Source organism: Burkholderia sp. IT-111MI5 (assembly GCF_949752865.1).
Lineage (GTDB): Bacteria > Pseudomonadota > Gammaproteobacteria > Burkholderiales > Burkholderiaceae > Burkholderia > Burkholderia pyrrocinia_C.
In genome coordinates this window covers 22,714-44,817 of record NZ_CATKIF010000019.1, presented here as the reverse complement: position 1 = coordinate 44,817, position 22,104 = coordinate 22,714, and the positions used below count along the sequence as shown (strand labels likewise).

18 protein-coding genes and 1 pseudogene are annotated in these 22,104 nt (G+C 68.7%); 15 read left to right on the top strand and 4 right to left on the bottom strand.

The annotated features are described in order from the left end of the window. Positions 1–45 precede the first annotated feature (45 nt). Positions 46–810, top strand: coding sequence for a histidine utilization repressor (gene hutC, locus ACM6JT_RS17850; protein ID WP_034184351.1), 765 nt, complete (start codon positions 46–48; stop codon positions 808–810). Positions 811–820: 10 nt separating this feature from the next. On the opposite strand, the pseudogene ACM6JT_RS17845 reads toward hutC, so the two are convergent. Further along, a pseudogene (locus ACM6JT_RS17845) lies at positions 821–931 on the bottom strand (integrase core domain-containing protein); the annotation flags it as partial. A gap of 505 nt (positions 932–1,436) precedes the next feature. Between ACM6JT_RS17845 and ACM6JT_RS17840 the strand changes: the two are divergent. The 10 genes from ACM6JT_RS17840 (at position 1,437) to ACM6JT_RS17795 (ending at position 13,282) form a co-directional block, all read left to right on the top strand. Beyond that, positions 1,437–2,528 (top strand): triacylglycerol lipase, encoded by a 1,092-nt coding sequence (locus ACM6JT_RS17840; RefSeq protein ID WP_034184650.1) that lies wholly within the window; start codon positions 1,437–1,439, stop codon positions 2,526–2,528. Between the two features lie 3 nt (positions 2,529–2,531). Continuing rightward, the gene (locus tag ACM6JT_RS17835; RefSeq protein ID WP_034184350.1) at positions 2,532–3,581 is read left to right on the top strand and encodes a lipase secretion chaperone; all 1,050 of its coding nucleotides are present in this window, start codon (positions 2,532–2,534) and stop codon (positions 3,579–3,581) included. A 461-nt stretch (positions 3,582–4,042) separates the two neighbouring features. Beyond that, on the top strand, positions 4,043–5,527 hold the full coding sequence (locus ACM6JT_RS17830) for an MFS transporter (RefSeq protein WP_414856952.1): 1,485 nt from the start codon (positions 4,043–4,045) through the stop codon (positions 5,525–5,527). A 9-nt stretch (positions 5,528–5,536) separates the two neighbouring features. Next, positions 5,537–6,124, top strand: coding sequence for a hydrolase (locus tag ACM6JT_RS17825; RefSeq protein WP_414856951.1), 588 nt, complete (start codon positions 5,537–5,539; stop codon positions 6,122–6,124). Between the two features lie 57 nt (positions 6,125–6,181). After that, entirely contained in the window at positions 6,182–7,345 is a 1,164-nt protein-coding gene (locus ACM6JT_RS17820; RefSeq protein WP_414856950.1) for a zinc-binding dehydrogenase, read from the top strand. 102 nt (positions 7,346–7,447) lie between these two features. Beyond that, positions 7,448–8,686 (top strand): CaiB/BaiF CoA transferase family protein, encoded by a 1,239-nt coding sequence (locus tag ACM6JT_RS17815; RefSeq protein ID WP_347814855.1) that lies wholly within the window; start codon positions 7,448–7,450, stop codon positions 8,684–8,686. After that, positions 8,683–9,555, top strand: a complete 873-nt coding sequence (locus ACM6JT_RS17810) for an HpcH/HpaI aldolase/citrate lyase family protein (protein ID WP_414856949.1) — start codon at positions 8,683–8,685, stop codon at positions 9,553–9,555. The genes ACM6JT_RS17815 and ACM6JT_RS17810 overlap by 4 nt, the downstream gene beginning before the upstream one ends. Then, positions 9,552–11,045 carry an MmgE/PrpD family protein gene (locus ACM6JT_RS17805; protein WP_414856948.1) on the top strand — a complete coding sequence of 498 codons (1,494 nt, stop codon included), beginning with the start codon at positions 9,552–9,554 and terminating at the stop codon, positions 11,043–11,045. The genes ACM6JT_RS17810 and ACM6JT_RS17805 overlap by 4 nt, the downstream gene beginning before the upstream one ends. Next, complete coding sequence (locus tag ACM6JT_RS17800; protein ID WP_414856947.1) at positions 11,042–12,061, top strand: cyclase family protein; 1,020 nt, start codon at positions 11,042–11,044, stop codon at positions 12,059–12,061. Before ACM6JT_RS17805 ends, ACM6JT_RS17800 begins: the two co-directional genes overlap by 4 nt. Positions 12,062–12,352: 291 nt before the next feature. Next, the gene (locus tag ACM6JT_RS17795) at positions 12,353–13,282 is read left to right on the top strand and encodes a LysR family transcriptional regulator (protein ID WP_034184648.1); all 930 of its coding nucleotides are present in this window, start codon (positions 12,353–12,355) and stop codon (positions 13,280–13,282) included. 21 nt (positions 13,283–13,303) lie between these two features. Here ACM6JT_RS17795 and ACM6JT_RS17790 read toward each other — a convergent pair whose 3' ends face one another. From ACM6JT_RS17790 to ACM6JT_RS17780, 3 genes are all read right to left on the bottom strand, one after another. Further along, entirely contained in the window at positions 13,304–14,782 is a 1,479-nt protein-coding gene (locus tag ACM6JT_RS17790; protein WP_414856946.1) for an MmgE/PrpD family protein, read from the bottom strand. A 45-nt stretch (positions 14,783–14,827) separates the two neighbouring features. Then, on the bottom strand, positions 14,828–15,910 hold the full coding sequence (locus ACM6JT_RS17785) for a porin (protein ID WP_414856945.1): 1,083 nt from the start codon (positions 15,908–15,910) through the stop codon (positions 14,828–14,830). 193 nt (positions 15,911–16,103) lie between these two features. Further along, on the bottom strand, positions 16,104–17,006 hold the full coding sequence (locus ACM6JT_RS17780) for an HpcH/HpaI aldolase/citrate lyase family protein (RefSeq protein ID WP_414856944.1): 903 nt from the start codon (positions 17,004–17,006) through the stop codon (positions 16,104–16,106). 231 nt (positions 17,007–17,237) lie between these two features. Between ACM6JT_RS17780 and ACM6JT_RS17775 the strand changes: the two genes are divergently transcribed. The 4 genes from ACM6JT_RS17775 (at position 17,238) to ACM6JT_RS17760 (ending at position 22,014) form a co-directional block, all read left to right on the top strand. Beyond that, complete coding sequence (locus tag ACM6JT_RS17775) at positions 17,238–18,002, top strand: IclR family transcriptional regulator (RefSeq protein WP_034184341.1); 765 nt, start codon at positions 17,238–17,240, stop codon at positions 18,000–18,002. Positions 18,003–18,076: 74 nt separating this feature from the next. Then, complete coding sequence (locus tag ACM6JT_RS17770) at positions 18,077–19,357, top strand: CaiB/BaiF CoA transferase family protein (RefSeq protein WP_414856943.1); 1,281 nt, start codon at positions 18,077–18,079, stop codon at positions 19,355–19,357. A gap of 66 nt (positions 19,358–19,423) precedes the next feature. Beyond that, the gene (locus ACM6JT_RS17765) at positions 19,424–20,443 is read left to right on the top strand and encodes a cyclase family protein (protein ID WP_414856942.1); all 1,020 of its coding nucleotides are present in this window, start codon (positions 19,424–19,426) and stop codon (positions 20,441–20,443) included. 83 nt (positions 20,444–20,526) lie between these two features. Then, a complete protein-coding gene (locus ACM6JT_RS17760; RefSeq protein WP_414856941.1) occupies positions 20,527–22,014 on the top strand; it encodes an MFS transporter in 1,488 nt (495 codons plus the stop codon). The last annotated feature ends 90 nt before the right edge of the window (positions 22,015–22,104 follow it).

Below are 22,104 nucleotides of genomic sequence, written 5' to 3'. Positions count from 1 at the left end.
CGCGACGGACGGCTGACGATCCATCATTCATTCGATCGAGGGCGCATGAACGAAACGCAACGACAACTTGCCGGCCGGATGGGGAGCGCACCGGGCGCACCGGGTGGCGACGTGCCGGCGCGCGCATTGCCGGCCTACCAGCAGATCAAGCGCTACGTCGTCGAGCGGATCGCGAACGGCGACTGGAAGCCCGGCGGCGCGATTCCGACCGAGGCCGAACTGGTCAAGGAATTCGGCGTCGCGCGGATGACGGTGTCGCGCGCACTGCGCGAGCTGACCGCCGAGCGCGTGCTGACGCGCATCCAGGGCGCCGGCACGTTCGTCGAACGGCGGCATTACGAATCGACGGTGCTGGAAATCCGCAACATCGCGGACGAGATCGCGGAGCGCGGCCATCGGCACAGCGCGCGCGTATTGCTGCTCGAAAGCAGCGACGATCAGGAGGCGGTCGAAGCGCTCGGGCTGCGTTCGGGGCCCGTGTTCCATTCGCACATCGTGCATTACGAGGAAGGCGAGCCGATTCAGTTCGAGGATCGCTACGTCAATCCGGCGCTGTTTCCCGCGTATCTGGAACAGGACTTCACGGTCGAGACGCCGAATCACTACATGGTGCGGCTCGCGCCGATCCAGCGCGCGGAGTTCCGGATCTACGCGGAAAAACCCAATGCGCAGGTGCGCCGGCATCTCGTGATGGAAATCGGCGAGCCGTGTCTGTTGTTGAGCCGCCGCACGTGGGTCGGCGAGCACATCGCGACGTCGGTGCGGTTGTGGCATCCGGCGTCGCGGTTTCATCTGGCGGGGCGGGTGTAGGGGGACTTGATTCATCCCGAAACTTGCCGTTGAAGCTTTCTTCTGCGCCGGCGCCGTTCTGCCAGGGCTTGCCGGGCTCGTCGAGCGCCATCTCCACGCCGTTGTGCGCGGCCCGCTTCAGCGCACGCTCCGCCAGCATCCTCTTCCGCCGCGCGTTCTTCTGCTCGAGTTGCCCGAGTTGCTCGAACCGCTTGACGCCGGCCGCCGCCAGGCCGCCGGCATGCTGCCGCCAGTTCCGAACATTCCAGCGCAAGTCACCCGGGCGCGATTGATCCGTTTGGTGCGCGTCCGCGCAAAGCCGCAACGGCCGGGATCGCAAGACATCGAGGAAGAACGCCGGATTTAGCGGTTGACGCACCCGTTGTCAACTGACTGGAGGGCCCTGTCTAACCGTCTGCGCAGTCTTGTCGAACGTGATTCACTTCGCCTGCTGGTGCGAAAACGTTCGTTTGTGTTCGTTTTTATTCGTTTTCGGGCATCGGTGTGTGTCGTGCCAAGCCGTCGAGGCCGGTACGGCCGACATCCCGCGCGCGGGCGACGCTTCAGTGCCGGAAGCGTCGCTGCATCAGCGATTCTCGCGTCCTCATCCTCAAGCAACTGACATGCACGTAAAAATGGAGAGCAAGATGAGCAGATCGATACGAGCGAAGACAGCGGCGGCCGTGGTCGCATTCGCAATGAGCGCGGCACCCGCCGCTAGTGTTGGAACCTTTCTGTCGCTGGCCGGCGCGCAGGCCGCTTCCGCCGCGACGACCGCCGTCGACGATTATGCGGCGACCAGGTACCCGATCATTCTCGTGCACGGGCTGACCGGCACCGACAAGTACGGCGGCCTCGTCGAGTACTGGTATCACGTTCCGGCGGACCTGCAGGCGCATGGCGCGAAGGTGTACGTTGCGAATCTGTCCGGCTATCAGAGCGACGATGGCCCGAACGGGCGCGGCGAGCAATTGCTTGCATACGTGAAGCAGGTGCTGGCGGCGACGGGCGCGCAGAAAGTGAATCTGATCGGCCATAGCCAGGGCGGCTTGTCGTCGCGCTACGTTGCATCCGTCGCGCCGGAGCTGGTCGCATCGGTGACGACGATCAGCACGCCGCACTGGGGTTCGCAATTCGCGGACTTCGTCCAGCAGCTGTTGCAGGCGGACCCGACCGGCCTGTCGTCCGCCGTGCTCAGCGCGTTCGCGAATGCGCTCGGCACGTTGACGAGCAGCAACTTCAATACGAACCAGAATGCGATCCAGGCGCTGTCGGTGCTGACGACGGCGAAGGCCGCCGAATACAACCAGAAATTTCCGAGCGCGGGTCTCGGTGCGCCGGGCTCGTGTCGTGCGGGCGCGTCGACCGAGACGGTCAACGGCAATACGCACCTGCTTTATTCATGGGGCGGCACGGCGATCCAGCCGACGACGACGGTGGCCGGCGTGACGGGTGCCGTCGATACGAGCGTGAGCGGGGCCACCGATCCGGCGAACGTGCTCAATCCGGCAACGCTGGCGCTGCTCGGCAGCGGCACGGTGATGATCAATCGCGGCTCCGGTCCGAACGACGGCGTCGTGTCGCAATGCAGCGCGCTGTTTGGCCAGGTGCTTGGTACGTATCACTGGAATCACACCGATGCGATCAACCAGATTCTCGGCGTGCACGGCGCGAATGTGGAGGATCCGGTGGCGGCGATCCGCACGCACGCGAACCGGCTGAAAACGCAAGGCGTGTAATCGATGACAGGTAGCAAGAGCGGCATTGCGCGACGCATCGTGCTTTACGGGGTAGCGGGCGTCGTTGCGGCCGGCGCAGCCTGGTACGGGATCGACGCTCGGAAGACGCGCGACGCCGGCGTGTCCGGTGTCGCGCCTGCCGGGGCCATGTTGTCCGCGTCCGCGGCGGCAGGCGGCACGGCGGCGAGCCCCGTGCCCGGTTTCGGCGCAAGCGGGCTGCCCCCGGCACTCGCCGGATCGACTGCGCCGCGCCTGCCGCTCGATGCGCACGGCCATCTCGCAAAGGTCGTGGCCGTGCGCGGCTTCTTCGACTATTTCCTGACCGCGCAAAACCAGGTGCGCGCCGCGGAACTCGATGCGCTCGTCGCGCGCGTGATTGCCGCGCAGCTCGACGGTACGGTTGCGCAACGCGAGGCGCTCGAGGTCTGGCAGCGCTACCGCGCGTATTTCGCCGAACTCGCGAAGCTGCCGGGCGGCGGCGCGGTGGACGACAAGCTCGACCTCCCGGCATTGCAGCTCGCACTCGACCGGCGCGCGACGATCGCGAGCCGCACGCTTGGCGACTGGAGCGAGCCGTTCTTCGGCGCCGAGCAGCAGTTGCAGCGTGACGATCTCGCGCGATTGAAGATCATCCGCGATCCGTCGCTGACCGAAGACCAGAAGGCGGCGGGTCTTGCCGCGCTCGATCAGCAACTGCCGCCCGATCGGCGCGCCGAGCTGGAGCAACAAAAGGAGCAGAACAACGCGATCGCGCAGATCGACAAAGTGCAGAAATCAAACGCGACGCCCGATGAAATGCGCGCGCAGCTCGCGCAAACGCTCGGGCCGGAGGCTGCCGAGCGAGCCGCGAAGATGCAGCAGGCGGACAACGCGTGGCATGCGAAGTACAGCGAATATGCGGCACAGCGCGCGCAGATCGATGCGCAGAACCTGTCGACACAGGATCGCGATGCGCAGATCGCGCAGCTGCGGCAGCGCTACTTTACGGAGCCGGGGGAAGCGCTGCGTGCGGCGTCGCTCGATCGCGGCAGCGCGTCGACGCGCACGCAATAGATCCAGGCGCGATCGAGCGGATCGTCGTGTATCGCGCGATTTCCGCAACGCGTCGTCGATAACGGTCGACAGCGCGTGGTTGATCGGTGCTTCAGCGCGGTCAGGACGAGCTGCATTGCAGAACCGTCACGCCGGTCTAGAGCCCTCGCTCTGAATCCCCATTGCACCGCCGCATAAAACAGTCGTCGGCCGGTGGAGGCATACGGCGCAAATAATTTCGTAGGTACTCCGCAAGATCCGCCGCGCTCCCGGGATGCGCCCGTCCGGCAAGGGACGCGGTTTGTTTGCCGATGTCATTCCAGGTTTGCCGGGGCCGCTTTCGCGCATCCGGCTCGCGATCTGCATTCAAGCGACGAATGTGTGCATCGCAACAATCCATTTCATTCACGGCAATCGTAACGGTAAGGTGAACGCACGTTCGAATTTGATCGGGCGATGCGAATCCACCACGTGACGATGCCATGAAGACGAACCACGATCGACCTGCGCAAGCAACACCTTCGTCCCCCGGCGGCAATGCGCGCGCGACGGGCCTGCGCCTGCCGGGCAGGCTGGTGGGCCCGATCGTGCTCGGCACGCTGCTCAACGCGCTGAACTCGTCGATGATCGCGGTCGCGCTCGTCAGCATCCAGCAGGCGTTCAACCCGCAGGGCGACGCGCATGAACGCATCGACACGATGTGGCTCGTGTCGGGCCTTTATCTCGCGACGGCCGTCGGCCAGCCGACGATGGGGCGGCTCGCCGACCGGTTCGGCGCGAAGCGGATCTTCTGCATCGGCCTCACGATCGTCTTGATCGCGTCCGCGCTCGCGCCGTTCGCGCCGTCGCTCGGGTGGCTGATCGCGTCGCGCGTCGCGCTCGGCATCGGCACGTCCGCCGCGTATCCGGCCGGCATGGCGATGATCCGCACGTGGTCGCAGCGGCACGCGAACGGCGCGACGCCGACGGGCGGCCTCGGCGCGATCTCGGTCGCGGCGCAGGTGGCAGTCGCGTTCGGGCCGCCGCTCGGCGGTGCGCTCGTGCAGTTCGCCGGCTGGCGTGCGATCTTCTGGATCAACGTGCCGATCGTGCTGCTGGCCTTCGTGCTGGCATGGCTGTGGATTCCGGCCGATGTCGTCCCGCGCGGCGCGCAGCAACGCCGCACGCTGCGGGGCACGCTGATGGAGCTGGACCTGCCGGGCGTCGTGCTGTTCATCCTGACGCTCACGAGCCTGCTGCTGTTCCTGCAATCGGTGTCGCGCGAGCCCGACTGGCTGCTGCTCGTCGCGACGCTGGTGCTGTGCCCGCTGCTGGTCCGGCGCGAGCGGCTGGCCGCGACGCCGCTGATCGACATCCGCATGCTGAGCGACAACCGTGCGCTCACGAGCACGTACCTGCGCTGCGTCGGCACCTACGCGGTGTTCTACGCGATCTTCTATGCGCTGCCGATATGGCTGCAGGAGGCCAAGCGCCTGTCCGCCGCCGACGCCGGCCTCGTGATGCTGCCGATCGCCGCGGTCGGCACGGTGGCGACGATGCTCGCGACCCGCGTCGCGCACCGTCACGGCTCGCGGCCGGTGCTGATCATCGGCTCCGCGATGCTGTGCATCGGCAGCGTCGTGATGAGCCTGCTCACCAGCGCGATGCCGGTCTGGTCGATCGTGCTGCTGTCGATCGTGTTCGGCGTGCCGAACGGCTTCAACAATCTCGGCAACCAGGCGGCGCTCTACCAGAGCGCGCCGCACGACCGGATCGGCACGGCCTCGGGGCTGTACCGCACCGCGCAGTACGTCGGCGGCAGCCTGTCGTTTGCGCTCGTTGGGCTGGCGCTCGGTCATCCGGCGAGCGATCGCGGCCTGCGCGAGCTGGCCATCGTCCTGGCGGTCGTCAGCGTGCTGCTGCTGCTCAACGCGGCATCGAGCCGGCACCTGGATGCCGCCGCTTCTTCCATCTCCCAACAGAAGTGAGGTTTCTACATGTCCATTCCGACGCTCAATCGCACGGTCGCGCTGGTCGCCATCGATCTGCAGACCGGCATCGTGTCGCTGCCGGTCGTGCCCTACACCGGCGCGCAGGTGGTGGCGAAGACGGTCGAGCTCGCGACCGCGTTCCGCGCGCTGCAGCTGCCCGTCATCTACGTGCACACGAGCTACCAGCCGGACGGCGGCGTGGCGCTGAAGGTCAGGACGGATGCGCCGTCGGCGCCGCCGAATCTCGATCCCGAATGGAGCGCGTTCGCGCCGGCGCTCGGCGTGGGGCCGTCCGACCTCGTCGTGACGAAGCACCAGTGGGGCGCGTTCACTGGCACCGATCTCGACGTGCAGCTGCGCCGGCGCGGCATCACGGACATCGTGCTGACCGGAATCGCGACCAACATCGGCGTCGAATCGACGGCGCGCCAGGCATACGAGAACAACTACAACGTCGTCGTCGTCAGCGACGCGGTCAGCACATCGTCCGCCGACGCGCAGCACTTCGCGCTGACGCAGATCTTCCCGAAGCTCGGGCAGGTCGCCGCGACGGCCGACGTGGAGGCGGCACTGGAGCAGGCGTATTCGCGCTGAACGAGGCGGCGGGTTCGGCGTGCACATTCATACAGAGTCATTTAACGAGGCATGACGATGATCAAGACCGATGCATGGGTTCTCTACGCAGGACCGGAACCGAGCAGGAAGCAGGCGCCCGTGGCGGGCGAGCTGCGTCGCGAAACCTTCGAATTCTCCGATCTGGAAGCCGACGAGGTGCTGGTCGAGCCGCTGTACGGATCGTGGGAAGCGAACCTCGACCACGCGCTGTCGCGCAATCCGGTCGACATCTGCCGGCAGCGCCGCGAGGACAAGATCGTGCTCGGCAACGGTGCGCTGGTGCGCATCGTCGAGCGCGGCAGCGGCGTGAAGACGCTGAAGGAAGGCGAGATCTGCATGGTGATGCCGTTCGGCAAGCGCGACGAATATGGATTCGCCGAGCTCGTCTATGCGTACGACGCGCCGGGCACGATCGGCGTGATGGCGCAGCGGACCAAGATGCGCGCCGACAACCTCGTGGCGGTGCCGACGGACAGCCGGCATTCGCTGCTGCAATGGGCGACGTACGGCCGCTATTTCACCGCGTGGGACAACTGGAAGGTGGCGTCGGCGTGCTGGCGCTCGCAGCTGCCGGACGTCGATCCGGCCGACTACCTGGTGTTCGGCTGGGGCGGCGGCACGACGCTCGCCGAACTGCAGCTCGCGAAGCGCGAGGGTTTTCGCGTCGCGATGACGGCGAGCAACGACCGGCGCCTCGAGGAACTCGCGAAGCTCGGCATCACGCCGGTCGATCGCCGCAAGTTCCCGAATCTCGCGTATGACGACGAGCGCTACAAGACCGATCCCGAGTACCAGGCGAGCTATCGCGAGTCTGAGCGCGTGTTCGCGGAGACGATCGCGGAACTGAGCGGCGGCCGCGGCGTCGCGATCTTCCTCGACAACCTCGGCGGCGCACTGTATCGCGCGACGATGCGCGTGGTCGGCCGCACCGGCATCGTCACGACGGTCGGCTGGAAGACCGGGATGCGCCTGTGGAACCTGCGCGCGACGGAATGCATCAACCGCCGCCTGCACATCCACACGCATGCGTGGCGCTATGACGACAGCATCACGATCCGCGACTTCCAGGAAACGAGCGGCTGGATCGGCCAGGAGCCGACCGAGATCTTCGATTTCGACGAGGTGCCGAAGCTCGCGTCCGACTACCTGAACGGGAAGATCCAGACGTATTTCCCGATCTACCGGATCAACGCCCTCTGAGCGGCAGGTTGCGCGCCGCGCCCGCATCGCTGCACGACGATTAGTCATGCAGACGATGTCGGCGCGCGGCGCGCCGTGCAATCCATCTGACTGGAGAACGGCATGGCCACTGTGGAAATCGGGGACGTCGACGCCGGCGCGGCGCCGGACGCGTCCAAACCGGCGCCGCTCGACGGCATTCGCGTGATCGACGCCGCGACGCTGTTCGCGGGCCCGCTCGCGGCGACGATGCTCGCGGACTACGGCGCCGACGTGATCAAGGTCGAGCATCCGGACGGCGATCCGGCGCGCAAGTACGGCGCGCGCCGCGACGACGTGCCGTTGTGGTGGAAGGTGCTCGCGCGCAACAAGCGGGCGGTCACGCTGAATCTCGGCACGGCCGACGGCCAGCGGATCTTCCGCGAGCTGGCGGCGCAGGCGGACGTGGTCGTCGAGAATTTCCGGCCCGGCACGCTCGAACGCTGGGGGCTCGGCTACGACGTGCTGTCCGCGCTCAACCCGCGGCTCGTGCTCGTGCGGGTGACGGGCTTCGGCCAGTTCGGCCCGTATGCGAGCCGTCCGGGCTTCGGCACGCTGGCCGAGGCGATGAGCGGGCTCGCGTCGATCACCGGCGACGCGGACGGGCCGCCGCTGCTGCCGTCGTTCCCGCTCGCCGACACGGTCGCGGGGCTGACCGCCGCGTTTGCGATCATGACCGCGCTGAAGGCGCGCGAGCGCACCGGGCGCGGCCAGGTCGTCGATCTCGCGATCATCGAGACGATGCTCGCGGCGATGGGCGCGCAGGTCGCAAGCTACGACCAGACGGGCCGGGTGCCCGAGCGCACCGGCAATCGCTCGCCGAACAATTCGCCGCGCGGCGTCTACCGCACGTCGGACGGTAAATGGGTCGCGCTGTCGACGTCGGCGCACAGCATCGCCGAGCGCGTGATGCGCCTCGTCGGCCGCGCGGACCTGATCGACGAACCCTGGTTCGCGAACGGCGCCGAGCGCGCGAAGCATGCGGACGAGCTGGATGCGGCGGTCGGCGGCTGGATCGGGCAGCGCACGCGCGACGACGTGATCGCCGAATTCGAGCGCGCGCAGGCGGCGGTCGCGCCGATCTACGACGTCGCCGACGTGCTGCGCGATCCGCAGTACGCGGCGCTCGGCTCGATCGTGTCGGTGCCCGACGCGGAGCTCGGCGCGTTCCGCACGCACAACGTGCCGTTCCGGCTGTCCGACACGCCCGGCGCGATCCGTTGGGGCGGGCCTGCGCGCGGCACGCACAACGACGAAGTATTCGGCGCATTGGGACTGGAGCGGCGCGAGATTGCCGATTTGACCGAGCGGGGAATCATATGAAAACCAGCGCAACTTACCGCAGTTACCTTTACGTGCCCGCGCACAAGGCGCAGGTGGTGGAAAAGGCGTATGCAAGCGAAGCCGATGCCGTCGTGCTCGACCTCGAGGATGCCGTGCCGGCCAGCCACAAGGCCGACGCACGCGAGGCGGCCGCCGCGATTCTCGCGGAAGGTCCGCCGAAGCCGACGTACGTGCGGATCAACCCGATCGGCAGCCCGTGGTGCCGCGACGACGTCGAAGCGATCGCGCAGCCCGCGCTGCAGGCGCTGCGCCTGCCGAAATGCGACCTGCCGCAGCAGATCCAGGAAGTCGCGGGCTGGCTCGACGCGCTCGGCTGCGATGCGGGCATCCAGATCCTGATCGAGTCGGCGTACGGCGTCGAGACGGCTTACCAGCTCGCGACCGCGTCGCCGCGGCTCGAACGGATCGGGCTCGGCGAGAGCGACCTGCGCGCGGATCTGCAGATCGGCGTCGACAACTTCACGCTCGAGGTGTGCCGGGCGCGCTGCGTGGTCGCGTCGCGCGCGGCGGGGCTGAACGGGCCGATCCAGACCGTCTATCACACGCTGCCCGATCTCGAAGGGCTGAAGGAGTCGACGCTGCGCGCGAAATCGATGGGGTTCCTCGGCCGTTTCGCGATCCATCCGTCGCAGCTTTCGGTGATCAACGAGGTGTTCACGCCGTCGGACGACGAGATCCGCGCGGCCGAGCGTGTGCTCGAGGCGGTCGATGCGGCGGCGGGCAAGGCCTCGGCGTCGTCGGTGTTCGTGCTGCCGGACGGCCGCGTGGTCGCGCCGCCGCTGATCGCCAACGCGCGCGCGACGCTCGCGCTCGCGAACAATCTTCGACTCAGTGGAGCACTGGCATGAGCACACCCGACACGCTTTCCGCTCCGGCGGTGGCCGCTGATCCGGCCGCACCGAACCGGCCCGCGCCGCCCGACGGCATCGTCGGCGCGCTCGGCCGCTTCGCGGCGGAGGTGCGCGCCGAAGGGCTGGATCGCAGGCTGCGCGTCGAGGCCGCCGCGCGCGTGCTCGACGTGGTCGGCAACAGCCTGATCGCGCACGACGAACCGGTCGCGCAGTCGGTGCTGCAGGTCGCGCGGCGCTGGGCCGGCACCGGCCCGGCGAGCGTGATCGGCGCGCCCGACCGGTTGCCGGCCGCGAGCGCCGCGCTGGTCAACGGCACGCTCGCGCATGCGATGGACTTCGACGATTCGCACATGCGGTCGGTACTGCATCCGAGCGCGTCCGTGATTCCGGCCGCGCTCGCCGCCGCGCAGGCGAGCGGCGCGTCGGGCGCGGCGCTGCTCGATGCGATCACGGTCGGCACCGAGGTGTGCATCCGGCTCGGCGTCGCCGCGTACAACGAGCGGCTAGGCAATTCGGTGTTCTTCGAGCGCGGCCAGCACGCGACGTCGATTTGCGGCACGGTCGGCGCGGCGGCGGCCGCGGCGATGCTGTTCGGGCTCGACGCCGCGCAGATCGCGGCGGCGCTCGGCATTGCCGCGAGCATGGGCGCGGGCCTGCTCGAAGCGAACCGCACCGGCGGCTCGGTGAAGCGGATCCACTGCGGCTGGGCGGCGCACGCGGGCGTGAGCGCGGCGGAACTGGCAGGCGCGGGCGTGACCGCGCCGCCGACCGCGCTCGAAGGCCGCTTCGGCTTCTTCCACGCGTGGTGCGGCGACCTCGCCGACGTCGACGCGGTGCTGCGCGACCTGGGCGACGAATGGGAGACGAGCCGGATCATCTTCAAGCCGTATCCGTGCAACCACTTCACGCATCCGGGCATCGACGCGGCGCTGCAACTGAAGGCGCAAGGCGTGACGGCGGACGACGTGGTGGCGGCCGAGCTGCGGGTCGCGACGTCGACGCTGCGCACGATCGGCGAGCCGGTGGAGTTGAAGGCGAATCCGCCGAACGGTTATGCGGCGGCGTTCTCGGGGCCATACACGGTCGCGGCGGCGCTGCTCGGCGGCGGCGGGCTCGGCGTCTGGTTCGACGATTTCGGCGACGCGCTTGCGCAGGACCCCGCCCGGCGCGCGCTGGCCGCGAAGGTGCGCTGCGTGGCCGATCCGTGGTGCGACGCGCGCTTCCCGACTTTCCTGCCGGCCGTGCTGCGCGTCGAGTTGCGCGACGGGCAGGTGCGCGAGGCGCGGATCGAGTCGAGCAAGGGCACGAATTCGCGGCCGCTGACCGAACAGGAGCTCACCGCGAAATTCGTGCTGGCGGCGAGTTCGGCGCTCGGCATGACGCGCGCGCTCGCGCTGCGCGACGCGGTGCAGGCGCTCGCCGACGATGCGCCGCTCGACGCGCTCGCGGCGCTGACGTCAGACACTGAAGGAGGGCACCGATCTTGAATGCACCGCGCTGGAAAAAGCGGCCGCCCGGCTCGAACTGGGGCGATTTCGGTCCCGACGATCAGAAGGGGCGGCTGAACTGGCTGACGCCGGACAAGGTGCGGCAGGGCGCAGCCGAGGTCCGGGAAGGGCTGTCGTTCTCGCTGAGCCTGCCGCTCGACGTGCCGCGCGGCGGCGGGCTGAACGCGCGGCGCCGGCCGCCGGCGATCATGCCGGCGCTGCTCGGCGACAAGCCGTACTTCGGCTATCGCGCGGACGAACAGGTTGCGAACGCAACCGATGTGGTCTGCGACGATTCGTTCTGCATGCACTCGCAGTTCTCGACGCAGTGGGACGGCCTGTCGCACGTGGGCGGCCTGTTCGACGCGGACGACGACGGCGTGCCTGAAATCGTGTTCTACAACGGTTTCCGGATGGGCGAGCATCTGCGGGTGCCGCAGGAAGGCGACGCGACGGGCGGCGCGCGCGCGCTCGGCATCGAGGTGATGGCGCAGACGGGCGTGCAGGGGCGCGGCGTGCTGATCGACCTGCGGCGTCATTTCGGCGACGCGCGCACGAAGGTTGGCTTCGCGCAGCTGATGCAGGTGATGGACGCGGACCGCGTGCAGGTCGAGCGCGGCGACATCGTCTGCCTTCACACCGGCTTCGCTGATCTGCTGCTGAACGACGACGGCGGATCGCCGGCGACGGTTGCAAGCGCGTGCGTGCTGGACAGCAGCGATGCGCGGCTGCTGCAATGGATCGACGAATCGGGGCTGGCCGCGCTCGTGGCCGACAACCATGCGATCGAGGAACGTCCGCAGCATGCGCAGCCGCTCGCACAACCGGGCGCACTGATGCCGCTGCACGAGCTGTGCCTGTTCAAGCTCGGCATTCACCTCGGCGAGCTGTGGCACCTGACGCCGCTCGCGAACTGGCTGCATGCGCACCGTCGGAACCGGTTTCTGCTGACCGCGCCGCCACTGCATATCCGCGGCCTGGTCGGCGCGCCGGTGAATCCCGTCGCGACCGTTTGAGCGTGCGGGCGGCCGTGGCGGCGGCCGCCCGCACTTTTTTTGCAGCGCGACCGGCTTGCGCAAAGTGCGAATTCAATTGCCGATTGACAAGGTATTCAGAAGAATCGACGCGAAACGGGCAATTTAATTTAAAACCATAAATAATATCGTCCGTTATCTAAAAAATATCGACAAGTCAAGATTGGACTATTCTTGTGCATTGCACTAAATATCAGGGGATTGCTCCGATTGCGGAATTTCGCAATCGCGATCGGAGGCGGTGATTAACCTGTTTAGTGGATGGTCGCAAACATGAATCTACGTTCGATCGATTTGAATCTGCTGGTCATACTCGATGCGCTGCTGACGGAGAAACAGGTCACGCGGGCCGGCCAGAAGGTCGGCCTCACGCAGCCGGCCGTCAGCAACGCGCTGGCGCGGCTGCGGTTCGTGTTCAAGGACGAGATCCTGGCGCGCACCGCGGTCGGCATGGAATTGACGCCGCGTGCGCAGGCGCTGGCCATGCCGATTCGACAGATCATGCAACAAATCGAGGAATTATTTGAATCGGATTATCAATTCAATCCTATTACGTCCGAGCGCCATTTTACGGTGCGCATGTCGGATCTCACCGAATTGCTTTTGCTGCCGGCCCTGCTGCGCTGCATGCGCCTGACCAGCCCGAATATCGGCATGGACGTCGTGCACATGAGCGCCGCCAAGACCGCCGACGCGCTCGAATCGGGGCTGCTCGACCTGGCGGTCAGCGCGGGCCTCGAACATTCGGGCACGCTGTCGTCGCAAACCGTGTTTCATGACCGGATGGTCTGCGTGATGAGCCGCAGTCATCCGGACGCGGGCAGGCCGCTGACGCTCGAACGGTTTCTCGCGCTCGACTTCCTCAACGTGACGATCAACCCGGTCGACCACAGCCTGGTCGACAACCTGCTCGCGAACATGAACTGTACGCGGCGCATCGCGCTCAACGTGCCGCACTGGCTCGTCGTGCCGAACATGCTGGATGCGCTGCCGTACGCGGTGATCATGTCGGAGCGGCATGCGGTCAGCCTCGACGATGCGCGGCTCGTGATCCGCGAACTGCCGCTCGCGATGGAGCCCGTCGCGTGGTCGCTGTACTGGCACCGCCGCTACGACGGCAGCAACGCGCACGCGTGGCTGCGCGGCCGCATCGTCGAGGTCGCGGAAGCGCTCGAGCGGCACGGCGTCGCGGCGGAGGCTTAGCGTGAGCCGCCCCACGGCCGTTCATGCGGGTCGGCCGACGACGAGCAGCGGCGGTAGCGCGGCGACGTCGGGCTGCTCGTCGAGCCGCCACAGATAATCGAGCGCCGCGCGGATCTGCGTCGGGCTCCAGTGCCGCCGGCAGTTCTTCGCGAACTTCGCGTCGTAGTCGTCGCGCCGCATCGGCCGCGTCGGCGAGCCGGGCAGGTCGTCCACCTGTTTCGCGCAGGTCGTGCCGTCTTCGCACACGGCCGTCACCCGGTTCGGCGCCTGCGCCGGATAGCGGGCGGTCAGCGCCGGGTCCTCGTGCACCGTGATCCGCTCGATCAGCGCGCGCAGCGCCGGATCGCGCAGCGCGTCGTGCCGGTAGCTCTCGGTCGTGATGTCGCCGTCGAGCATTGCGCGCGCCACGATGTACGGCAGGCTGTGGTCGGCGGTCTCGTGGGTCGACGGCGCCCATTTCTCGCGGTCGCGGCCGGCTGTCACGTAGCCCACTTCGGTCGTATGGATCTCGATGCGCCGGATGCGGCGCAGGTCGCCGACCTGCGCGGCGACGTCGAGCGCGGCCGGAATCGCGGTTTGCGTGAGCCCTTGCGCGGGATAGAACTTCACGAAGCACTTGCCGATCCGGAACGCGCCGCCGCGCCCGCCGAATTCGCGCGTGTCGACGGCGAACGGCCCGGACACCTGCGGAAAGAACCCCGCCATGCCTTCGAAGATCGGTGACGGGCCGGTCAGCCCGGCGCGCGCGAGCTGCGTCGAGAACACCGCGTTGCGCGCCGCGTCCGCATCGGCGAGCGCCTTCCAGTTCGACAGCTGCTGGACGCGCGTCTGGTTCAGCGCGAGATGGCTGTTGATCGACAGGTTCACCGCCTGCACCAGCTGCGGCGCGGGCATGCGCATCAGCTTGCCCGCAGCGAGCGCGACCGCGGGCAGGCTGTAGCACGTGTGGTCCCAGCCGCGCGGGCTGATCGCGGCGGCGTCCATCAGCCGGCACGCGACCTCGTACGCGATCGCGATCGACAGGATCAGGTCGCGGCCGTTCGCTTGCTGCGCTTCGGCGACGGCGAGGCACGCGGACATGTTGTCGCTCGGATGGCCGGTCTCCTTGCCGGCGTACGCGTCGTTGAAATCGTAGTAGCGCAGCGCGGTGCCGGTCGCGAACGCGGCGAGATCGGGGCTCGTGCGCCGGTTCGTGCCGACGATCGTCGACACGCCGCCCGGCGACGCGAGCGCCGCGTCGCGCGCGATCCGCACCGGGCGTTCGTCGTGCGCGGCGATCGCGCAGCCGAGCGCATCGATCAGGTGCGCCTTGATCGTGTCGATCGTCGCTGCGTCGAGGTCGCGATACTGCAGCCCGGCCGCGTAGTCGGCGAGCTGTTGTGCGAGATCCGGGCGGTCGGCGGTTGCGCCGGCGGCCGGTAGCGTGCCGGCGCGGGCGTGGGCGAGCGGCAGCGAGAGTGCCGCGCCGGTCAGCGTGGAAAGGAAGTGGCGGCGGTTCATGGTGAGAGGACTCCGAAGGTTCCTGATACTGGGGGAGAGGCGAGTTCAGAACAGCTTGCGCAGGCCGAGTGCTGCGCCCGCGCTGCCGGCGCGGTCGGCGGCCAGCGAGTAGTGGAGGAAGTTGTAGTTGTAATTGTCGAAATCGAGCGCGGCGCGGCGCGCGTAGCCGGCCGCCAGGTACAGCGTGACGGCTTTCGACAGCAAGTAGTTCAACTGCAGCGTGACCTGCTGCGGGTTGGCCGGGTGCGGCGCGGGCGTCTGCGCGTTCGGCGGATTCTGCGCGCGGATGTCCTCGTAATAGAACGCGCCGATCGCCTGCAGATAAGGGGTGATCATGTAGCGCACACCGGCCCACCAGAACGTGTAGTTCGTCACGACCGACGGCGCGGCGACGCCGCTCTGGCCGTGCGTGACGCCGGCCAGCAGCTGCGCGCGGTCGACGGACACGATCGCGGCGGCGGCGTAGCGGCGGAAATGCGCGAAGCCGCCCGGCTGCGGCGTGTTGACGTTGTCGAACGCGGCGGCGAACGAGAAGGCGCCGCCGGCATAGTCGAAGCCGGCGCCGTAGGCGGCGTTCGACTGGAACGCGCCGGGCGTGCCGCCGAACGAATAGTGCGTTTCGAGCGTCAGCGAGCCGATCTTCGCCAGGTACTTGGCGACGTTGTTCTCGCGGAAGTTGACGCCGACGATCGCGCCGGCCGGCTCGTACAGCGTCGAGTACGCGCCCGTCGGCGAATAGCGCTCCATCACGTCGAACAGCGTCGAGTACTGGTGGCCGAGCCGCAGCGCGCCCCAGCGCTCGTGCTGCAGCCCGACCCACGCGGAGCGGTCGAAGCCGCCCGCGCCGGTGCCGGTACCGTTGTTCAGGTTGATGCCGCTTTCAAGCCGGAACGCGGCCTGCCAGCCGCCGCCGAGCTCCTCGACGCCCTTCAGGCCCCAGCGCGAGCCGCTCTTGCCGCCCGACGCCATCCGCACGAGCGATGCCGACGACTTGTCTCCGGGCGCGGCCTGGTGGGTGAGGAATTCCGTATAGATGTCGGCCACGCCGTACAGCGTGATCGTGTTCTGCGCGCAGGCGCCAGCCGATACGAGGCCCAGTCCGCACAGTGCGGACATCCGCTTGCCCATGGCTTGTCTCCTTCCAGGGTTTGTTATTTATTTGAATGCGGCGCCGAGCCGGTCGAGCGGCGCGGCGGTGCTGCGGGGCGACGCTATCCGGGCCGGGCGGCGAACGGGCAGCGGCGCGGTGGAACGCACGCGTGCACCGCGCGACGCGTGCGTGCGCAGGGATGACGCACGGCGATGAAGGGCGGCGCGCGCATCACCGGGGCACGCCGTCGGCACGCGCCTGCACGGCCGCGTGACGTGCGAGCACACGCTTCGCGCGGGCGACGCCGGGCGCGTCGACCATCCTGCCGTCGACGCGCAGTGCGCCGCGCCCGTTCGCGCGCGCGTCGTCGTAGGCGGCCAGCACCGCGTTCGCGCCGCGCACCGCGTCGTCGTCGGGCCGGAACGCGCGGTTGAGCGCGCCGATCTGCCGTGGATGGATGCAGGTTGCGCCTGCATAGCCGAGCTCCGCGGACGCGCGCGCGAGGCGCTCGAACGCGTCGAGATCGCGCAGCTCGTCGAGGCCGCCGATGAGGCCGAGCGGCAGGATGCCGGCGGCGCGCGCGGCGATGATCAGCAGCTGCTTCGGCACGCGCAGCACGTCGGCGCTTGCGCCGCTTTCGCAGTTCAGCGCGAAATCGCCGCCGCCCAGTATCATCGCGACGACGCGCGGCGACGCCCGCGCGATCCGGTCCATCGCCTGGAACGCGCGCGGCGTCTCGACGATCGCGACGATCCGCGTGCCGCCGGGCGGCGCGCCGGTTTCCTCCTCGAGCGCAGCCAGCAGCTCGTCGATCGCCTCGACGTGCGAGCCGCCGCGCACCTTCGGCAGCACGACGCCGTCCACGCCGGCCCGGACGGCCGCGCGCAGGTCGGGCACCAGCAGGTCGAGCGGGCCGTTGGCACGCACCAGCACGTCGCGGCCCGGCGCGCGCAGCGCCGGCACGGCGTCGGCCAGCCCGTCGCGGGCGGCCTCCTTGCACGCGGGCGGGACGCTGTCCTCGAGATCGAGGATCAGCGCGTCGGCGTCGCTCGCGACGGCCGATGCGACGAAACGGGGGACGTGGGCGGGGACGTACAGCAGCGAGCGCCAGACGGGTTGAGGCGACGAATTCATCGTTGATCTCTAAAAATGAAAGTCACTTTCATTTTTGTGATGGATGAGGACATTCGTCAAGATTATCGTTAACGCCTAGTTTCAAAGGATGTTGCAAGAAGATGAGCGACCGAAGCTGCGCGGATTCATGTTGATGTCATCGATGATCTGCGTATAATGAAAGTGACTTTCATTTTTTGATGCCGGCAGCCGCGACGCGGCACGACTCTGCCGGCCTCGCACGAGGTGGACATGAACAAGGTGGAGACAAGCAATCCCGCAGAGGGCGGCGTGGCCGCGGTCAACCGCGCGCTGACCGCGCTGCTGGCGTTCGGCAACGCGCCCGGCGGGCTGATGCTCGCGCAGGTCAGCGAGGAGACGGGGCTCAACATGAGCACGCTGTTGCGGATGTTCGAGTCGCTCGAGCAGTTCCGCTTCATCAAGCGCCTGCCGGACGGGCGCTACGTGCTGGGGCCGGCCGTGTTCCAGCTCGGGATGATGTATCGCGAGTCGTTCCAGCTGCGCGAGTACGTGATGCCGATCCTGTCGAAGCTGTCGGCGGAAACCGGCGAGACGGCCGCGTTCTACGTGCGCGAAGGCGACCAGCGCGTGTGTCTGTTCCGCATCCAGGCGCAGCGCTCGGTGCGCACGCACCTGCGCGAGGGCGACCGCTTCCCGCTCGACGTCGGCGCGGCCGGGCGCGTGCTGCTCGCGTTCAGCGGCACGCGCGGCGGCGACTACGAGAAGACGGCCGAGCAGGGCTACGCGGTGTCGATCGCAGAGCGCGACCCTGAAAGCGCGGCGATCGCATGCCCGGCGTTCGGCGTCGGCCGCGTGCTGAGCGGCGCGATCTCGCTCGGCGTGCCGCGCTATCGCTTCAACAAGAAGGTGCTGGCCGACTACCTGCCGCGCGTGCAGGCAGCCGCAGCCGAGCTGACGCATGCGCTGGGCGGCGATCTGCCCGCCGCGGGCGCGGCGTTCCGCGCGGCCGACCAGCTCGGCGTGCTGCTCGAGTAACGCGGTGCGCGGCCGAGCGCGCGCCTGACCGGCATTCCGCATCGAACGACACACACACCAACCAGGAGACAAGCATGTTCGTTCCCGACCCGCAGGCCGCTCACGCGGCCGGCGCGCGCCGTCGCGCGTCCACCGGCCCGATCCATCCGAAACCGTTCGACGCCGGCGCGCAGGGGCCGCTCGCGGGCGTGCGCGTCGTCGACCTGTCGCGCCTGATGGCGGGCAACATGCTGAGCGTGCAGCTCGCCGATTTCGGCGCGGACGTCGTGAAGGTAGAGAGCGAGCGCGGCGATACGCTGCGCGCGGTCGGCGCGGGCGGGATCAGCACGAACTGGAAGGTGTACGGGCGCAACAAGCGCAGCGTGTGCGTCGACCTGCGCGCGCCCGAGGGGATCGACATCGTCCGCCGGCTGGTGCGCGACGCGGACGTGCTCGTCGAGAGCTTCAAGCCCGGTGTCGCCGAGAAGATGGGGCTCGGCCCGGACGACCTGCTCGCGATCCGGCCGGAACTGGTGATCGCGCGGATCTCCGGCTGGGGGCAGACGGGGCCGTACCGCCACAAGCCGGGCTTCGGCACGCTCGCGGAAGGGTACGCGGGGTTCGCGGCGATCAACGGCTTCGCCGACCGCGAGCCGGTGCTGCCGCCGATGTTCCTCGGCGACATGACGGCCGGGCTGTCCGGCGCGATTGCCGTGCTGGTCGCGCTGCATGCGCGCGATGCGCGCGGCGCGGCGGGGCAGGTGATCGACGTGTCGCTGTTCGAGCCGCTGCTGTCGATCCTAGGGCCGGCCGCCGCGAACTACGTGATGACCGGCGAGATCAAGGCGCGCACCGGCAGCCGCTCGTCGAACACCGCGCCGCGCAATGCGTATCGGACCCGCGACGGCAAGTGGCTGTGCCTGTCGAGTTCGACGCAGGCGATGGCCGAGCGGCTGTTCCGCGCGATCGGCCGCGCGGACCTGATTGACGATCCGCGCTATGCGACCAACGTGCAGCGCGTGCAGCACGCGGACGCGCTCGATACGATCGTCGGCGAATTCATCGCCGCGCGCGATCTCGACGCCAATCTCGCGTTCTTCGAGGAAGCCGGCGTAACGGTCGGGCCGATCCAGGACATCGCGCAGATCGTTCAGGATCACTATGTGATCGAGCGCGAGGCGCTCGTCGAGCTGCCGGACGACGACGTCGGCAGCCTGCCGATGCACAACATCACGCCGCGCCTGTCGGCCACGCCCGGCACGTTCCGCCGGCCGGCGCCCGCGCTCGGCGAGAACAATCGCGAGATTCTGCTGCCGCTGCTCGGCGAACGCGAATACGAGCGGCTCGCCGGGCTGGGCGTGATCCGCACGCGCTAGGCGCGACGTGCGACGCGGCCGCGAAGGACGGCCGCCGCACCCTGGACATTGCATGGAGGAGACACCATGAAGCCACGCTGGACCCATCGGCCGCCCGGTTCGAACTGGGGGGATTTCGGCCCGGACGATCAGAAAGGGCGCTTGAACTGGCTGACGGCCGACGCGGTGCTGCGCGGCGTCGCGGAGGTGCGCGAAGGCCGAGTGTTTTCGCTGAGCCTGCCGCTCGACGTACCGCGCGGCGGTGGGCTGAACGCGCGGCGCCGGCCGCCGGCGATCATGCCGGCGCTGCTCGGCGGCAAGCCGTACTTCGGCTATCGAGCGGACGAACAGGTTGCCAACGCAACCGACGTGGTCTGCGACGATTCGTTCTGCATGCACTCGCAGTTCTCGACGCAATGGGATGCGCTGTCGCACGTCGGCTCGCTGTTCGATCCGGCGGGCGACGGCGAGCGATCCCGCGTGTTCTACAACGGCTACCGGATGGACGAGCACATCCAGGTGCCCGAAGCGGGCGCGCCGCGCGGCGGTGCGCGCGCGCTCGGCATCGAGGTGATGGCGCAAAGCGGCGTGCAGGGGCGCGGCGTGCTGGTCGACCTGCGCCGCCACTTCGGCGACGAGCGGCGCAAGATCGGCTACGCGGAATGGATGGCGGTGCTGCGCGAGGACGACGTGGTCGTCGAGCGCGGCGACATCGTGTGCGTGCATACGGGCTTCGCCGATCGCCTGCTCGACGCCGACGCGCGCGGCGAGCCCGGTGCGCCGGACGTGTGCTGCGTGCTGGACGGCAACGATCCGCGCCTGCTCGAATGGATCGACGCATCGGGGCTCGCCGCGCTCGCGGCGGACAACCACGCGGTGGAGGAGCGCCCGCGCCATCCGTCGGCGCGCGAGCGGCCCGGCGCGCTGATGCCGCTGCACGAGCTGTGCCTGTTCAAGCTCGGCATTCATCTCGGCGAGCTGTGGCACCTGACGCCGCTCGCCGACTGGTTGCGCGCGCACCGGCGCAACCGCTTTCTGCTGACCGCGCCGCCGCTGCACCTGCGCGGGCTCGTCGGGTCGCCGGTCAATCCGGTCGCCACCGTCTGAACGCCGGCGCCGCGCGCACGCCGCGCCGGCGTCTTGTCCGCCGCTTCGCGCACGCTGCGCGGGCGGATCATCGAGGAGTCGCCATGTCCCATTCCCATGCGGCGTCGATTGCCGCGCGCATCGACCGCCTGCCCGCAACGGCCAGCATCTGGATGCTCGTGCTGTTCCTGAGCGTCGGCGGGTTTTTCGAGGTCTACGACCTGTTCCAGATGACCTACTTGCCGCCGGGGCTGATTCGCGACGGCATCTTTCACGCGGGCTCGCACGGCGTGCTCGGCATGTCGGACCAGGGCGCGCTCGGTGCGGCGACGTTCGCCGGATTGTTCGTCGGCGAGATGTTCGTGTCGCGCCTCGCGGACCGCTTCGGGCGGCGCGCGCTGTTCACCGGCGCGCTGCTGCTCTACACGGCGGCGGGCCTTGCGATGTGCGTGCAGACCCATGCGCTCGGCATTCTCGTGTGCCGCTTCATCGCGGGCTGCGGCATCGGCGCGGAGCTGATCACGATCGGCGCGTTCCTGACCGAGCTGGTGCCGAAGGCCGTGCGCGGCCGTGCGTTCGCGCTGTGCTTCGCGGTCGGCTATCTCGCGATGCCCGTGCTCGCGCTGGTGTCGTGGCTGTGGGTGCCTCACGATCCGCTGGGCATGTCCGGGTGGCGCTGGGTCGTGCTGCTCGGCGGCAGCGGCGCGGTCGTCGTCTGGTGGCTGCAGTCGCGGCTGCCGGAGTCGCCGCGCTGGCTCGCCCGCACCGGCCGCGAGGCCGAGGCCGAAGCCGTGCTGCAGCGGCTCGAGCAGGCGGTCGAGCGGGAATCCGGCCGGCCGCTGCCCGCGGTCCGGATGCCGGCCGTCGCAACGCCGGCCGCGCGGCGCGCGCCGTCGATGTGGGATGCGCAGCATCGCGGCCGCACGGCGATGCTGATCGTGTTCAATGCATTCCTGAGCATCGGCTTCTTCGGTTTCAGCCAGTGGCTGCCGACGCTGCTCGCCGCGCAGGGCGCGACCGTCACGAAGAGCCTCTGGTATGCGTTCGTGATCGCGTTCGCGTATCCGGTGTCGCCGTTCGTCGCCGGCCTGCTCGCCGACCGGATCGAGCGCAAGTGGCTGATCGTCGCGTCGGCGTTCGGCGTCGGGCTGTTCGGCACCGCGTTCGCGATGTCGGCGCAGGCGCCGTTCGTGATTGCGTTCGGCCTGCTCGTCACGCTGTCCAACACGGTGCTCGCGAGCAACGGCACCGCGTATCAGTCGGAAGTGTTTCCGACCGAGATCCGCGGGCGTGCGCTCGGCTTCGTGCATTCGATCGGCCGCCTGACGGGAATCGCGAGCAGTTTCATCGTCGCGCTGCTGCTCGAGCGCGCCGGGGTGTCCGCAGTGTTCGTGCTGATCGGCGGCAGCATGCTGATCGTGATGGTGTCGATAGGGGTGTTCGGGCCGTACACCAACAACCGGGCGCTGGACGAGATCACCGGCCGCAGCGAGGATGGCGCCGAGAGCGCGGCGGCGGTGCGCGGGCTCGCCGCGTTGCCAGCTCGGCGTGTCGATGGGCGGCGTAAAGGAGCCGGGGATGGGGCGGTGTAATGGCACCGGCGGCTGCGGGGGTAAGACGCGGATTCGAACGGCTTCAGGGCGGCAGGCACCGTCGCGTAGTCGTCAATAAGCTTCCCGACA

Bases quoted from the DNA above. Each gene is read 5' to 3' on its own strand.
- ACM6JT_RS17770 (WP_414856943.1), top strand. From the start codon at position 18,077: ATGTTCGTTCCCGACCCGCAGGCCGCTCACGCGGCCGGCGCGCGCCGT.
- ACM6JT_RS17825 (WP_414856951.1), top strand. From the start codon at position 5,537: ATGTCCATTCCGACGCTCAATCGCACGGTCGCGCTGGTCGCCATCGAT.
- ACM6JT_RS17785 (WP_414856945.1), bottom strand. From the start codon at position 15,910: ATGGGCAAGCGGATGTCCGCACTGTGCGGACTGGGCCTCGTATCGGCT.
- ACM6JT_RS17775 (WP_034184341.1), top strand. From the start codon at position 17,238: ATGAACAAGGTGGAGACAAGCAATCCCGCAGAGGGCGGCGTGGCCGCG.
- ACM6JT_RS17820 (WP_414856950.1), top strand. From the start codon at position 6,182: ATGATCAAGACCGATGCATGGGTTCTCTACGCAGGACCGGAACCGAGC.
- ACM6JT_RS17830 (WP_414856952.1), top strand. From the start codon at position 4,043: ATGAAGACGAACCACGATCGACCTGCGCAAGCAACACCTTCGTCCCCC.
- ACM6JT_RS17795 (WP_034184648.1), top strand. From the start codon at position 12,353: ATGAATCTACGTTCGATCGATTTGAATCTGCTGGTCATACTCGATGCG.
- ACM6JT_RS17835 (WP_034184350.1), top strand. From the start codon at position 2,532: ATGACAGGTAGCAAGAGCGGCATTGCGCGACGCATCGTGCTTTACGGG.
- ACM6JT_RS17840 (WP_034184650.1), top strand. From the start codon at position 1,437: ATGAGCAGATCGATACGAGCGAAGACAGCGGCGGCCGTGGTCGCATTC.
- ACM6JT_RS17760 (WP_414856941.1), top strand. From the start codon at position 20,527: ATGTCCCATTCCCATGCGGCGTCGATTGCCGCGCGCATCGACCGCCTG.
- ACM6JT_RS17810 (WP_414856949.1), top strand. From the start codon at position 8,683: ATGAAAACCAGCGCAACTTACCGCAGTTACCTTTACGTGCCCGCGCAC.
- ACM6JT_RS17805 (WP_414856948.1), top strand. From the start codon at position 9,552: ATGAGCACACCCGACACGCTTTCCGCTCCGGCGGTGGCCGCTGATCCG.
- ACM6JT_RS17765 (WP_414856942.1), top strand. From the start codon at position 19,424: ATGAAGCCACGCTGGACCCATCGGCCGCCCGGTTCGAACTGGGGGGAT.
- ACM6JT_RS17790 (WP_414856946.1), bottom strand. From the start codon at position 14,782: ATGAACCGCCGCCACTTCCTTTCCACGCTGACCGGCGCGGCACTCTCG.
- ACM6JT_RS17815 (WP_347814855.1), top strand. From the start codon at position 7,448: ATGGCCACTGTGGAAATCGGGGACGTCGACGCCGGCGCGGCGCCGGAC.
- hutC (WP_034184351.1), top strand. From the start codon at position 46: ATGAACGAAACGCAACGACAACTTGCCGGCCGGATGGGGAGCGCACCG.
- ACM6JT_RS17780 (WP_414856944.1), bottom strand. From the start codon at position 17,006: ATGAATTCGTCGCCTCAACCCGTCTGGCGCTCGCTGCTGTACGTCCCC.